At 38.4% G+C, this 13557-nt stretch carries 11 protein-coding genes; 6 read left to right on the forward strand and 5 right to left on the reverse strand.

Annotated elements, in window-relative coordinates; all coding sequences use genetic code 11:
* Nucleotides 1-12: 12 nt before the first annotated feature.
* Nucleotides 13-1548: a zinc ABC transporter substrate-binding protein AdcA gene (locus tag IGK70_RS12885; protein WP_010816854.1), complete on the forward strand. Its 1536-nt coding sequence runs from the start codon at nucleotides 13-15 to the stop codon at nucleotides 1546-1548.
* Nucleotides 1549-1605: 57 nt separating this feature from the next.
* Here IGK70_RS12885 and IGK70_RS12890 read toward each other — a convergent pair whose 3' ends face one another.
* From IGK70_RS12890 to IGK70_RS12900, 3 genes are all read right to left on the reverse strand, one after another.
* Nucleotides 1606-2580, reverse strand: coding sequence for a tRNA dihydrouridine synthase (locus IGK70_RS12890; protein ID WP_438775308.1), 975 nt, complete (start codon nucleotides 2578-2580; stop codon nucleotides 1606-1608).
* Between the two features lie 186 nt (nucleotides 2581-2766).
* Nucleotides 2767-3537 carry an ABC transporter permease gene (locus tag IGK70_RS12895; protein WP_002354811.1) on the reverse strand — a complete coding sequence of 257 codons (771 nt, stop codon included), beginning with the start codon at nucleotides 3535-3537 and terminating at the stop codon, nucleotides 2767-2769.
* Complete coding sequence (locus IGK70_RS12900) at nucleotides 3530-4465, reverse strand: ABC transporter ATP-binding protein (protein ID WP_002410665.1); 936 nt, start codon at nucleotides 4463-4465, stop codon at nucleotides 3530-3532. The genes IGK70_RS12895 and IGK70_RS12900 overlap by 8 nt, the downstream gene beginning before the upstream one ends.
* A gap of 257 nt (nucleotides 4466-4722) precedes the next feature.
* Here IGK70_RS12900 and IGK70_RS12905 point away from each other — a divergent pair, with 257 nt between their 5' ends.
* The 5 genes from IGK70_RS12905 to IGK70_RS12925 all read left to right on the forward strand — a co-directional run bounded on the left by IGK70_RS12905 (nucleotide 4723) and on the right by IGK70_RS12925 (nucleotide 9969).
* Nucleotides 4723-5142: a PTS sugar transporter subunit IIA gene (locus IGK70_RS12905; protein WP_002354802.1), complete on the forward strand. Its 420-nt coding sequence runs from the start codon at nucleotides 4723-4725 to the stop codon at nucleotides 5140-5142.
* 12 nt (nucleotides 5143-5154) lie between these two features.
* Nucleotides 5155-5646, forward strand: coding sequence for a PTS system mannose/fructose/N-acetylgalactosamine-transporter subunit IIB (locus tag IGK70_RS12910; protein ID WP_002354800.1), 492 nt, complete (start codon nucleotides 5155-5157; stop codon nucleotides 5644-5646).
* A 16-nt stretch (nucleotides 5647-5662) separates the two neighbouring features.
* Nucleotides 5663-6478: a PTS mannose/fructose/sorbose/N-acetylgalactosamine transporter subunit IIC gene (locus IGK70_RS12915; protein ID WP_002365419.1), complete on the forward strand. Its 816-nt coding sequence runs from the start codon at nucleotides 5663-5665 to the stop codon at nucleotides 6476-6478.
* Nucleotides 6475-7302, forward strand: coding sequence for a PTS system mannose/fructose/sorbose family transporter subunit IID (locus IGK70_RS12920; RefSeq protein WP_002360964.1), 828 nt, complete (start codon nucleotides 6475-6477; stop codon nucleotides 7300-7302). Before IGK70_RS12915 ends, IGK70_RS12920 begins: the two co-directional genes overlap by 4 nt.
* Nucleotides 7303-7449: 147 nt before the next feature.
* Entirely contained in the window at nucleotides 7450-9969 is a 2520-nt protein-coding gene (locus IGK70_RS12925) for a sigma 54-interacting transcriptional regulator (RefSeq protein ID WP_104855542.1), read from the forward strand.
* 43 nt (nucleotides 9970-10012) lie between these two features.
* Here the strand turns inward: IGK70_RS12925 and IGK70_RS12930 are convergent, their stop codons facing one another.
* Both IGK70_RS12930 and IGK70_RS12935 read right to left on the reverse strand, forming a co-directional pair.
* Nucleotides 10013-12889: a DUF3427 domain-containing protein gene (locus IGK70_RS12930; RefSeq protein WP_162783075.1), complete on the reverse strand. Its 2877-nt coding sequence runs from the start codon at nucleotides 12887-12889 to the stop codon at nucleotides 10013-10015.
* A complete protein-coding gene (locus tag IGK70_RS12935) occupies nucleotides 12882-13298 on the reverse strand; it encodes a (deoxy)nucleoside triphosphate pyrophosphohydrolase (protein WP_002381045.1) in 417 nt (138 codons plus the stop codon). Before IGK70_RS12935 ends, IGK70_RS12930 begins: the two co-directional genes overlap by 8 nt.
* Nucleotides 13299-13557 lie beyond the last annotated feature (259 nt).

The raw sequence follows: 13557 nt of genomic DNA on the forward strand, positions 1-13557 counted from the left end.
AGGAGCACACCTATGAAAAAATTTACTCTTCCCCTGTTAGCCGCCTTATCGCTAATCCTTTTCGGCGCTTGCGGCAGAACAAACACCTCTGATAAAACAGCTGACGGTAAAGAAAAACTATCCATTGTCACGACTTTTTATCCTATGTACGATTTCACTAAAAATATTGTAGGCGATGAAGGAGACGTCAAATTGTTAATCCCTGCTGGTTCTGAACCCCACGATTATGAACCATCCGCCAAAGATATGGCTACCATCCATGATGCGGATGTTTTCGTTTACCACAATGAAAATATGGAATCTTGGGTACCAAAAGCTGCTAAAGGCTGGAAAAAAGGAGCCCCGAACGTCATTAAAGGTACCGAAAACATGGTCTTACTTCCTGGCAGTGACGAAGACGGACACGACCATGACCACGAACACGGCGAAGAAGGCCACCACCATGAATTAGATCCGCATACTTGGGTTTCGCCCCATCGTGCCATTCAAGAAGTCACAAACATCAAAGAACAATTAGTCAAACTTTACCCTAAAAAAGCCAAAACATTTGAAACAAACGCAGAAAAATACTTAACAAAATTAACAGCCTTAGACAAAGAGTTCCAAACAGCTTTGAAAGACGCTAAGCAAAAAAGTTTTGTTACCCAACATGCTGCATTTGGTTATCTTGCCTTAGATTACGGCTTAAAACAAGTGCCAATAGCTGGTTTAACACCTGAACAAGAGCCAACTGCAGGGCGTTTGGCAGAGTTGAAAAAATATGTCACAGACAATCAAATTCGCTATATTTATTTTGAAAAAAATGCCAACGATAAAATTGCTAAAACGTTAGCTGACGAAGCGAATGTTCAATTGGAAGTCCTAAACCCACTAGAAAGTTTGACACAAAAACAAATGGACAATGGCGAAGATTATCTTTCTGTAATGAAAGAAAACTTAACTGCTTTGAAAAAAACAACAGATACAGCTGGGAAAGAGGTTCAGCCAGAAACCTCTGAAAAAACAGAAAAAACCGTGGCTAACGGCTATTTCAAAGACAGTGAGGTGGCTGAGAGAACACTGGCAGATTACGCTGGAAATTGGCAATCCGTCTATCCTTTATTAAAAGATGGCACATTAGATCAGGTCTTTGATTACAAAGCGAAACTGAAAAAAGATAAAACACCAGCCGAATACAAAACCTACTATGATGCCGGCTATCAAACCGATGTCGACCACATCAACATCACTGATTCCACCATCGAGTTTCTGGTCGATGGCAAACCACAAAAATTCACCTATAAAGCAGCCGGTTATAAAATTTTAAACTATGCAAAAGGCAACCGTGGCGTCCGTTTCCTTTTTGAAACAGACGATGCCAATGCTGGGCGGTTTAAATACGTCCAATTTAGCGACCACAACATTGCACCAACGAAAGCCGCTCATTTCCACATCTTCTTCGGCGGCGATAGCCAAGAAAGTCTGTTCAATGAAATGGACAACTGGCCAACGTATTATCCAAGCGACTTAAGCAAACAAGAAATTGCCCAAGAAATGATTGCGCATTAAGCATTCAAAAGAGAGGAGATAGCATTAGCTAAAATGCTACCTCCTCTCTTTTTTTATTTAGTCAAGCACACCATGTTCTGCTTCAAACGTCGCTAACAACTGGCGCACTTCATCCGTTGATTTTGTATTCATTAATTGTGCTCTTAAATCACTGGCACCTGGAAAGCCTTTGACATAAATTTTGAAGAAGCGATGCAGCCCAACGATGGAGCGAGGCACCAATTCTGCATACTTGTCTTGCAAATCCAATTGTAAACGTAGCAAGCCCAGCAATTCTTGTGGCGTATGTGTTTTGGGTTCTTTTTCAAAGGCATAAGGATTTTTAAAAATCCCCCGGCCAATCATGATGCCATCTACACCATATTGTTCTGCTAATTCTAGGCCCTTTTGACGATCGGGAATATCCCCATTAATCGTAATTGTCGTTTGCGATGCGACACGGTCCCGAATAGCCATAATTTGCGGAATGACCTCCCAATGGGCATCCACTTTACTCATCTCTTTTCGTGTTCGCAAATGAATGGATAGATTCGCAATGTCTTGCTCTAATAAATGCGTGATCCACGCATCCATTTCCGCCATTTCAGTAAACCCAATACGTGTTTTGACACTAACAGGTAAGCCACCTGCTTTGGCGGCGTCAATCAATTCAGCTGCGACTTCTGGGCGCAAAATTAGCCCGCTGCCTTTTCCACGCTCAGCCACGTTAGGCACAGGACAGCCCATATTTATGTCTAATCCTTGAAAGCCCATTTCCGCTACGCCGATACTCATTTCACGGAAAAATTCCGGTTTATCTCCCCAAATATGTGCCACCATCGGCTGTTCATCTTCTGTAAAAACGAGGCGCCCGCGCACACTGTCTTTCCCTTCAGGATGACAATAACTATCCGAATTAGTAAACTCTGTAAAAAACACATCTGGTGCCCCAGCTTCTTTCACGACATGACGAAAGACCACATCAGTGACATCTTCCATTGGTGCTAAAACAAAAAAGGGCTTTGGCAATGTTGCCCAAAAATTCTTGCTCATCTTCATATACTCCGTTTCTGATTTTTTCTTTATTTTCAACGACAATTGTCGACATATTCTGGTGCGAAACATTGCTATTATACAGGGAAATACACGAAGAATCAAAAAAGCATACTTAGAAACAAGAAAACTGTCTGAATCTGCTCGCTAGAATGAGTGATTCAGACAGTTTAATCTTTTTACGGCTTAACTACGTAAGCCACGCCCTGTTTCTACAAGGTACCAACAAATGCCATATAAAACGACAATAAATAAGATTAAAATGGTCATAGAAATACCAATTGGCACATCTTGAACCCCTAGGAAACCGTAGCGGAACCCAGAAATCATGTAAACAATCGGATTAACTTTTGAGACAGCTTGCCAAAATGGCGGCAACATGGAAATGGCATAGAAAACCCCACCCAAATAGGTTAAAGGCTGTAACACAAAGGTCGGCACAATCGATACATCATCATAGGATTGCGCAAAAATACCATTTAACAAACCAGCTAAAGAAAAGAGAATCGCTGTCATCAATAAAGTCATGATGACCATCAGCCAAGAAACAACGTGCAATGGCACAAAAAATAGAGAAATGATGGTGACTAACGCACCGACCAAAATACTACGACCAACGCCACCAATCACAAATCCCCAAATAATCACATGAGTTGGAACTGGCGCCACGAGAATTTCTTCGATATTTTTCTGGAATTTTTGCGAGAAAAAGGAAGATGAAACATTGGCGTACGAGCTTGTAATGGCTGACATCATAATTAAACCTGGCACGATAAATTCCATATAAGAAAAACCGCCCATGTCGCCAATTCGCCCGCCAATCATTTTCCCAAAAATCACAAAATATAAGGACGTCGTAATCACTGGTGGCACCAGTGTTTGGACCCAAATCCGTAAATAACGGTTGGTTTCCTTCACAGCTAAACTTTTTAAAGCAGTAAAATACAGACTAAACATGTTGATCCTCCCTTTGGTACGTATCCTCGGTAATCTTCAAGAAGAGCTCTTCCAAACGGTTGGACTTATTCCGCATTGACAATACTTTGATTCCTTGTTGACTTAGCTGTTCAAACAAGTGATTGACTCCTTGGTTTCGTTCCACTTCCACCGCTAACGTTAACTCGTCCTCAAATATGCTTTGATAGCCTTCAATAACTGGCGCCTGCGTATAAGGTGCTAAATCAAAAATAAACGTTTCGAATTGTAATTTTGCTAACAAGTGCTTCATGCTGGTGTTTTCAATCAATTCACCAGACTGAATAATCCCAATGTTGCGACACAACATCTCAGCTTCTTCTAAGTAATGGGTCGTCAAAATAATCGTGGTTCCCTGCGCATTTAACTCTTGTAAAAAGGCCCACATTTCACGACGCAATTCAATATCGACACCTGCAGTTGGTTCATCTAAAATCAATAACTTCGGCTCATGCATCAGCGCGCGAGCAATCATTAACCGACGTTTCATTCCGCCAGAAAGCATCCGAGCCCGCTCGTTCCGTTTTTCCCATAAGTTGGATTGTTTTAAATATTTTTCACTCCGTTTCATGGCTTCTTTACGAGACACCCCATAATAGCCCGCTTGATTAACCACAATCTGTTGGACCGTTTCAAACGGATTGAAGTTAAACTCCTGCGGCACTAACCCAATCTGTTGCTTCGCCCGCACCATTTCCGTATCTAAATCATACCCAAAAATTTTGACTTTCCCCGAAGTCTTATTAACTAACGAGGTCACAATCCCAATCGTCGTTGATTTTCCTGCGCCATTCGGTCCCAAAAGAGCATAAAAATCGCCTTCTTCGACTGTTAAATCAATCCCCCGCAACGCTTCAACACCTGAAGCGTACACTTTGCGTAAATCTTGTATCACAAGAGCATCAGTCATTCGTAACTCTCCTTAATGTATAAATATTCATGAGTATTATTGTAACACTTCTCGATAAAAACGGGGGTTATTTTGATTAAATTTCACAGTTTTGCTTAGCTATTTTTCAACAACAAACTAGCCAACGATTAACGTGTTTATTTTGACTTGAAACTGTTTAAACAGTTTCGATAGCGTTAAAACCCTTTCAAATAAAGGATTTAGAGTTCTCTTTTTTTGGCATAGAACTTGCTTTATATAAAAGTGAGGTGAAAAGAATGAAAAGAAAATTTTTAATTGCTAGTCACGGAAACTTAGCGAAAGGCTTCCAAAGTTCCTTGGATATTCTCGCAGACAAAGGAAAAGAGCTGGCGGTCATCAATGCCTATGTGACTCCTGAGGACTACACGCCAATTATTCAAACGTTTCTTCAGTCCCTAGGCGCAGAAGAACAAGCTATTATTTTAACAGATTTATATGGTGGTAGTGTCAATCAAAAAATTGTTCAAGAAGTCATGACGACAAAACCAGACAATGTTTTTATCATTTCCAATGCCAACTTAGCCATTGCCTTGTCGCTGATTTTCTTAAAAGAAGGCGAAAAGCTAACCAAAGAAGATATTCAAGCAGCAATTGCTGAAGCACAAATTCAATTCGTTGAATTAAACCCATCAAATGAAGAAGAGAATTTTTTTTAGGAGGAAATTAAAATGATTACACAAGTACGAGTAGACGACAGATTAATTCACGGCCAAGTAGCCGTAGTTTGGACCAAAGAATTGAATGCCCCCTTATTAGTTGTAGCGAATGATGAAGCAGCCAAAAACGAAGTAATGCAAATGACGTTAAAAATGGCGGTCCCTAATGGCATGAAACTATTAATTCGCTCAGTTGATGATGCGATTGATGTCTTCAATGATCCTCGTGGCAAAGACAAACGAATTTTTGTAATTGTGAACAGTGTAGCGGATGCTACTAAAATTGCGAAAAACGTGACAGATATTGAAAGTGTGAATGTTGCCAACGCTGGCCGCTTTGATAAATCAGATCCAGCCACCAAAACAATGGTTTTCCCAAGTGTCCAATTAAACCCTGAAGAGTTAGAAGCTGCCAAAGAATTAGCCAGTTTGACTCACGTGGAAAGCTATAACCAAGTACTGCCAACCAACTCAAAATTAAGTCTAAAACAAGCCGTCAATTAAAAGGAGGAAATGAACAATGCTTATGCATGCAACAATGGCAGCCTTAGCTGTATTTATCTGTTTTGCTGGGAATTATTTAACTGGTCAAAGTATGATGGAACGTCCCTTAGTCGTTGGATTAGTCACAGGAATTTTAATGGGCGACATGAAAACAGGGGTCTTAATGGGGGCCTCTTTGGAAGCAATTTTCTTAGGAAATGTTAATATCGGTGGTGTTATCGCCGCGGAACCTGTAACTGCGACTACTTTAGCCACAACGTTTGCAATTATTTCAAATGTCGAACAAAAAGCCGCCATGACGTTAGCCGTACCAATTGGGATGTTAGCCGCTTTCGTGGTGATGTTTTTAAAAAATGTCTTTATGAATATCTTTGCTCCTTCTCTTGACAAAGCAGCACGTGAAGGCAACCAAAAAATGGTTGTGACACTGCATTACGGAACGTGGATCATTTATTATTTAATCATCGCTTCGATTTCATTTATCGGAATTTTAGCAGGAAGCGGGCCAGTAAATCTGTTTGTTGAAAGCATTCCACAAAATTTGATGAACGGCTTAAGCGCAGCTGGCGGACTTTTACCTGCCGTTGGGTTTGCTATGTTAATGAAACTATTATGGGATAATAAATTAGCCGTCTTTTACATTTTAGGCTTTGTTTTAACCGCGTACCTACAATTACCAGCCGTTGCGGTAGCGGTCATCGGGACAGTAATTTGTGTCGTGAGTGCCCAACGGGATGTAGAATTTCGCGACATTCTAAAAAGAAAACCGGCGGCGTCTTCTGCGGTTGAAGGCAGCGCGAAAGAAATCGAAGAGGAGGACTTTTTCGCATGAAGTTAAAAGAGAATTTATCTAAAGAAGAGAAAAAAATGATGCGCTCTGTTTTCTGGCGTTCTTGGACGATGAATGCTAGCCGGACAGGAGCTACACAATACCACGCAGTGGGTGTCATGTACACTTTACTCCCAGTTATCAATCGTTTTTATAAAACCAAGGAAGAACGGGCCGAGGCATTGGTGCGTCACACCACTTGGTTCAATGCAACCATGCATATCAATAACTTCATCATGGGGCTCGTTGCTTCGATGGAAAAACAAAATAGTGAAGACGAAAATTTTGATGCTAGCTCTATTACAGCAGTTAAAGCCTCACTAATGGGGCCACTTTCAGGCATCGGTGATTCCTTCTTCTGGGGCATCTTACGTGTTATTGCTGCTGGTATTGGGATTTCATTAGCCAGCACTGGTTCGCCATTAGGGGCGATTGTCTTCTTACTTTTATACAACGTTCCTGCGTTCTTAATTCACTATTATGCGTTGTATAGCGGCTACTCAATCGGTGAAAGTTTTATCCAAAAAATGTACGAATCAGGCGGAATGAAGATACTCACAAAAGTATCAAGTATGCTAGGCTTAATGATGATGGGCAGTATGACTGCTTCAAATGTAAAATTCAAAACGATTCTTGAAGTTTCCGTTAAAGGAAGCGAAGACGTAGTTAAAATCCAAGACTATTTGGATCAACTATTCGTCGGTATCGTACCATTAGCCGTGACGTTACTTGCTTTCTGGCTATTACGCAAAAAAGTCAATGTTAACGTGGTGATGTTTGGTATCATGTTCTTAGGCATCTTGCTAGGATTACTAGGCATCTGTTAAAATTGAAACAATAAACATTTAATTATTAAACACTTAGAGCCTGAGACAAAAATCCAAAGTGATTTTTATCTCAGGCTTAAAAGCTGATAAACGGCGGGAACAGAAGCAACCCCTGTCCCGACCTCTCTTTTGGAAGGACGATGAATCATGCGCTTGGAGACCTACCAACACTTAGTTGATATTTTAGAAACTAGCAATACCCCGATGAGCACACAAGAAATTGCCACAAAAATTCAATTAAGCCGCTCGGTAACCAGCTTATACTTAAATAAATTATTGGAAAAAGGTGAAGTCCAACAAACGGGAAAAAAACCCGTTTATTGGCAATTAACCCGTGCAACAACCCCCACGACCGATGTGTTTCGACAATACATCGGTAGCCAAGGCAGCGCCAAAAAAGCCATTGAACAATGCAAAGCCGCTATGTTGTATCCCCCATTGGGTATGCCTTTATTAATCCATGGAGCCAGTGGCGTCGGCAAAAGCTTTTTGGCAAAACTGATTTATGAGTATCTGAAAAATGAACAAATCATTGGCCTGGAAAAATTCTACACCTTTAACTGTGCCGATTATGCCAACAATCCCGAATTGCTATCATCCATTCTCTTCGGCCATACCAAAGGCGCATTTACTGGAGCTGAATCAGAAAAGCAAGGACTCTTGGCCCAAGCCAATAATTCTGTACTCTTTTTAGATGAAGTACATCGATTATCCAATGAAAACCAAGAAAAACTCTTTCAGTTTATGGATACAGGGACCTTCCGCCCCATTGGTGAAGAAGGAAAAATGGTCCACTCCAAGGTCCGGCTACTATTTGCGACCACCGAAAACCCGAAAAAAGTCTTATTACCAACCTTTTATCGCCGAATTTCCGTAATCGTCTCACTTCCGAACTTCAAAGAGCGCCCCATTCGAGAACGGATTGCGATTTTAAAAAACTTATTCCACCGAGAAGCGAAACGAATGACCAAAGACATCAACGTGGACGAAGAAATCTTTACGGCATTATTAGAAAATGACGAACCTGGTAACGTGGGAAGTTTATCCAACAAAGTGCAGCTCCTTTGCGCGTCGCAATTACGAAAAACTTTGCCCAATCAACCTGTCGTCATTGGCGATGCGACTCAACCAATGATTGCGATTCCTTTAGACAAAGAAGTGTTGGAAGAAGACACACTTTCTTCCGATATTTTCGCAACATTTGAAGCCTTATTTACAAAAGAAAAAACACTGGCCCACTTAAAAACTGAACTGACACAATTCATTAAATATTGTTTAGACGATGAAATAACCTTGGAAAATGATTACTTTTTACAAAACCTAGTCACGGAAGTCCAAACCAAAAACAAACTAATTATTAACCAACCTGAACAAACTGAAAAACCGATGAAAGATGTTGCCAAATTGCTGAAAATTTTACCGCCAACATTTAACGAAACAGTGCTCCTTCCGGTCCAAACACAATTAAAAGAACACTATCCGCGAACGGTTTCCCTCGTGAAAAACTTAGTCAGTCCGCTGCCAGAAGAATACCGTTTCTTGACAGAGGTACTCTTATCTATATTACTTAGCGGAGAAATTTCTGAAACGATTCCTTACCAAGCGCTCCTCGTGGCGCATGGTGAATCGACTGCCACAAGTATTCAAGCCGTTGCCAACAAATTATGTGGTACCTATATTTTCGATGCGATTAACATGCCCTTAACCTCCTCCGTCCGAGATATCGTCGCCGAAGTTAAAGACTGGCTTTCTCAGCGGGACACATCACAAGGCGTCATTATGCTCGTCGATATGGGTTCCCTGACACAACTTTATAAAAGTTTGAAACCGCAAATTCTTGGAGAACTTTTGGTGATCAATAACCTGACCACTGCCTATGCGTTGGAAATTGGTCATCAATTAATGAACGAACAACTTTTCTATGGTATTGCTAAAACCGCTGAAAAAAAATTTAAAACCGATGTACAGTACTTTGAAGGCTTTTCAGTAGAAAAAAATATCATTGTCTCTAGTATTTCAGGTCTGGATATTGCCAAGCAAATCAAACAAATCTGTCAAAAATACCTGTATACTGACATTAAAGTCATTACCCTAAAATACAAAGATTTGGTGAACACGTTAGACATTGCCAACGCCGAAGAAAATTATTTAAAAGAAACCTCGCTCATTTTGACGACGTCTTACTTAGACAACCATACGAATGTTGCTAGCGTAAATCTCTTAGACATGTTAGACGAAGATGCAGGAACCCAGTTGATGGAACCTTTCCAAAACTTGATGCATCCCAATAACATTGATAGCATGATTAACGAATTTGTTCACTTCTTCTCGAAAGAAGGCTTGTCAGAAAAACTAGAATTTCTAAATCCTGACGTCATTATTAAACAAGTCGAAAACGTTACAAAAAACATTGAAAAACGCTTCGATCTCACACTCAGCGGCAAAATGAAATTTAACTTAATGATGCACAACGCGCTCATGGTAGAGCGGACAATGCTCGGCGTTGAAGACTATGAAATCCCTGCTAACCTAGAGGAACTAACCATTAACCAAAAACCATTTTTCCAAAATGCTAAAAACATTTTCTATACTCTAGAACAGTTTTATCGAATAGAAATTTCCAACTGGGAACTCTATGTGATTTATGAAATTTTGTCTTCTCGGTGAGGGGGGATGGGAAAAGCCACTTTCCAGAGGAAAGTGGCTTTTTTTAGTTTGTGTTCTGCGTTAAAAATTCATACATATTAGGTTCTACAGGTGTTTCTAAGGTAAAGTCTAATTTAACGACGCTTTTTTTCTTACCCTCTTTGTCTTGTTTTTCGACTTGTTGGATAGTTTCTTGAAGAGGGACTACTTCGCCTAGATAATAGAAATCTGTTTCGTTCTCTTTTTGATTATATTTCCGTTTCACAAATAAATGAAATTTATATTCCCCAGGATTCCGCAAAAGTTGAACTTCTGGTGAGCGTAGATTTCTAGGCGCTTTTGTATACCAATGGAATGTTCGTTCATCAATAAATTCATCCTCATAAGCAATACGTGCAGCTTTAAAATCTTTGCCTTTATCCAAAGTTACAAAAATAGCAAAATGATTGTTACTGTTTGTATATCCACCAATGCTTTGTTCATTTTGATTAAAGTTCATATTTAATAATCGTAAAACATCTTTACGACGATATTTTTTGTATAAATTTAACGGTTGTGATAAATCATACTCCATAGATTTGTTAATCCCTGTATGGATTACATCTAACATCAAATTGATAAAATAAGAATTCTTTTTAAACTCTCTGAATTTTTCTGTTATTTGTAAACAATTCTCTTTCATCTTAAACATTTGTGATAACAAATAACGTTTTCTAATTGTTGACTCGTAAAAAGATAAATCTAAGACTTTAACAACAGATGCTAGAGTATCTGTCGTATACGTCAGGTTAAACGTATCAAACAGCGCTGTGATTTCCTCTAAAGATAACTGTTCTTTATCTGTCATTAAAAATTCTTCAATAACATAAAGTTCATGCGGGCGAATTCCTGATAGCAATTCTACAGAAACAAATTTTAGTGCACCGTTTTCTTCTTCACTTAATTTAGCTTCTGTTTCCCCAATTCTCTCCAAGAAATTATAGTATGTTTTTTCTTTACCTATAATCAACAATGGATCCACGCCATCTAACACTTGAAAATCATTCAGGTAAGGAACCCTATTCAACCGATTTTTCAACTTAAAATAACTAGCTTTTAGTTCTGACATCGCATCTAATTTAGCTTGATCAATTGATTTAAAGATACGTTCACGAGCAACTTTTTCAAAATTAATTGAAGATAAACCACTGATATACGTCACATCAATTGTATCGCGACGTAAACTATTCTTAGTTTGAGAACTATCTCCAGATAAAGCCATAGGAATCATATAGTTATTTTTATAATTACCAATAAAATCAATTACCGTAACAAATTCTTTTGATGGGTCTTTTCTTAGCCCCCGACCTAATTGCTGAATAAAAATAATACTAGATTGCGTATTTCGCAGCATAATTACTTGATTTACTTTAGGGATATCAATGCCTTCATTAAAAATATCAACCGTGAAGATATAATGAATCTCTCCAGTATCTAAACGCTTAATTTCCTTTTCTCTTTTATCAAAATTATGGTCACCAGATAAATAAGCACTCGGAATTCCACGATCGTTAAACATCTCTGCTAACTGCCTTGCTTCGTCTTTACGACTACAAAACACCAAGCCTCGAGGACTATCTCCCGAATAACCATAATAGTTAATTTTTTTTATTAAAAAATCAACTCGCTCTTCCTGTAGCAAACGTTTTAAATCGGTTGTTTCATCAATGATTTCACCATCTTTTTCATAATCAGTTACGCCAAAATAATAAAATGGACAAAGCAGTTCTGCTTCTAAAGCGGCTTGCAAACGTATTTCATACGCTACATTATAATCAAATAGCTCAAAGATATTAAAATTATCTGTTCTTTCAGGTGTAGCCGTCATCCCCAATAAAAACTTGGGATTGAAAAATTCAATGGCTTTAATATAAGATTTCGCTCCAGCTTTATGGACTTCATCAATCAAAATATAGTCAAACGCTTCTTTTCCTAAACGCTCTTGATATTCACTTTTAGATACTGTTTGAATTGTTCCAAATAGATATTTTGCATCAAAATTCTTAGAATTCCCTGATAAAACACCATAATCATCATCTTTTCCACCTAAAATCAATTTGAATGATTCTAATGCTTTCATTAAAATTAGCTCACTATGAACAATAAATAATACACGTTTAGGATTGAATTGCTGCACATCAAATGCTGCTAGATACGTTTTCCCTGTACCAGTCGCCGAAACAATCATTCCCTTAGTTGCGCCCGTTTCTCTAAGCGATTTTAAACTTCTAAGCGCTTCTTTCTGCATAGAGTTCGGCAAAATATATTGCGTATCTAAACACTCGTTTTCAGAAACATCTTGTACTAACATCTTTCTATTAACAATAGGATGATAATTTTTTTCAAATGCATCGACCCATTCTAGGGTTAGCGACTGTGCCTCATGCCATTCTTGAATGAGATGCTTTTGAATAGAAGAAACCATCTCGCCATTCTCTCTTGAAGTTAATCTAACATTCCATTCATAGTTAAGTTTCAAAGCAGACATTGTTAGGTTCGAACTACCAATAACAAAGCTTTGATAATCCTCCATCTCAAACAAATATCCTTTTGAATGAAAACCTTCTTTTTTAGAAACTCGTACTTCTACATTTGGAATATTCAACAATGCTCGAAATACGTGTGGATCATTAAAATTTAAGTATGTTGATGTTAAAATTTTTCCAGAGATTCCACGCAAAGCCAGATCAGCCAGTTGTGTTTTTATTGCATTTAAACCACTAGGTGTTATAAATGCAACGGCTATAAAAAAAGTCTTACAGCTTTTCAAATCTTTACTTAATGTATTCAATAAATAATCATGTTTTTTGGGATTGTTCACAATAAATTTAGGTGTAAGTTCGTCACCTAGAGCTTCCTTATTAATAAATGCCTTTTGTAACGCCAATTCTAAATTATCCATTTTGTTCAGTTCCCACACCTTTTTCTACTAATTTTTCCACAGTAGGAATATCAGCAGGCGCCCACTCAAGTTGGTTTAATTCATTTGGTGTTAGCCATTTAATTTGTAGATGTTCTGTCAACTGAGGTTCACCTGATTCTAAATAACAGATAAATGTAGTTAAATTAACGAAACCAAAATCATACTCATATCGACAAAAAGCATACTCTTCCTTGACGATCGTTACTTCTATTTTTAATTCTTCTTGCAATTCACGTTCAAGCGCTTGAACTTTCGTCTCACCATTCTCGATTTTTCCACCAGGAAATTCCCAAAGATTTGCTAATGCACGTTCAGGTCCTCTTTGACAACACAAAACTTTCCCGTTCTCCACTATGATTGCTCCTACTACGTGAATTTCTTTTTTCATATATTTTAACCCTCTAATCTAATTGATTTTGTTAGTTTTATTATATTTAGGATCGCATAAATCAGCTAGGGTTGCAATATTAGTGGCGTAAATTTCATTTATTATATTTGTTTTTTGATTTACTATACTTTAATTATTTAATAACTCTTCAGTTTAAACATACTAATCTCTCAAAAAACCGCAACTTACTCCCTCCAAAACGCAAGAGAGAAAAAGTTAATAAAGAAATATCTCCCAAAAACGTATGATGAATTCAAAG

Origin of the sequence: Enterococcus sp. DIV0358 (assembly GCF_051713465.1) — a bacterium.
Taxonomy (GTDB): Bacteria; Bacillota; Bacilli; order Lactobacillales; family Enterococcaceae; genus Enterococcus; species Enterococcus faecalis.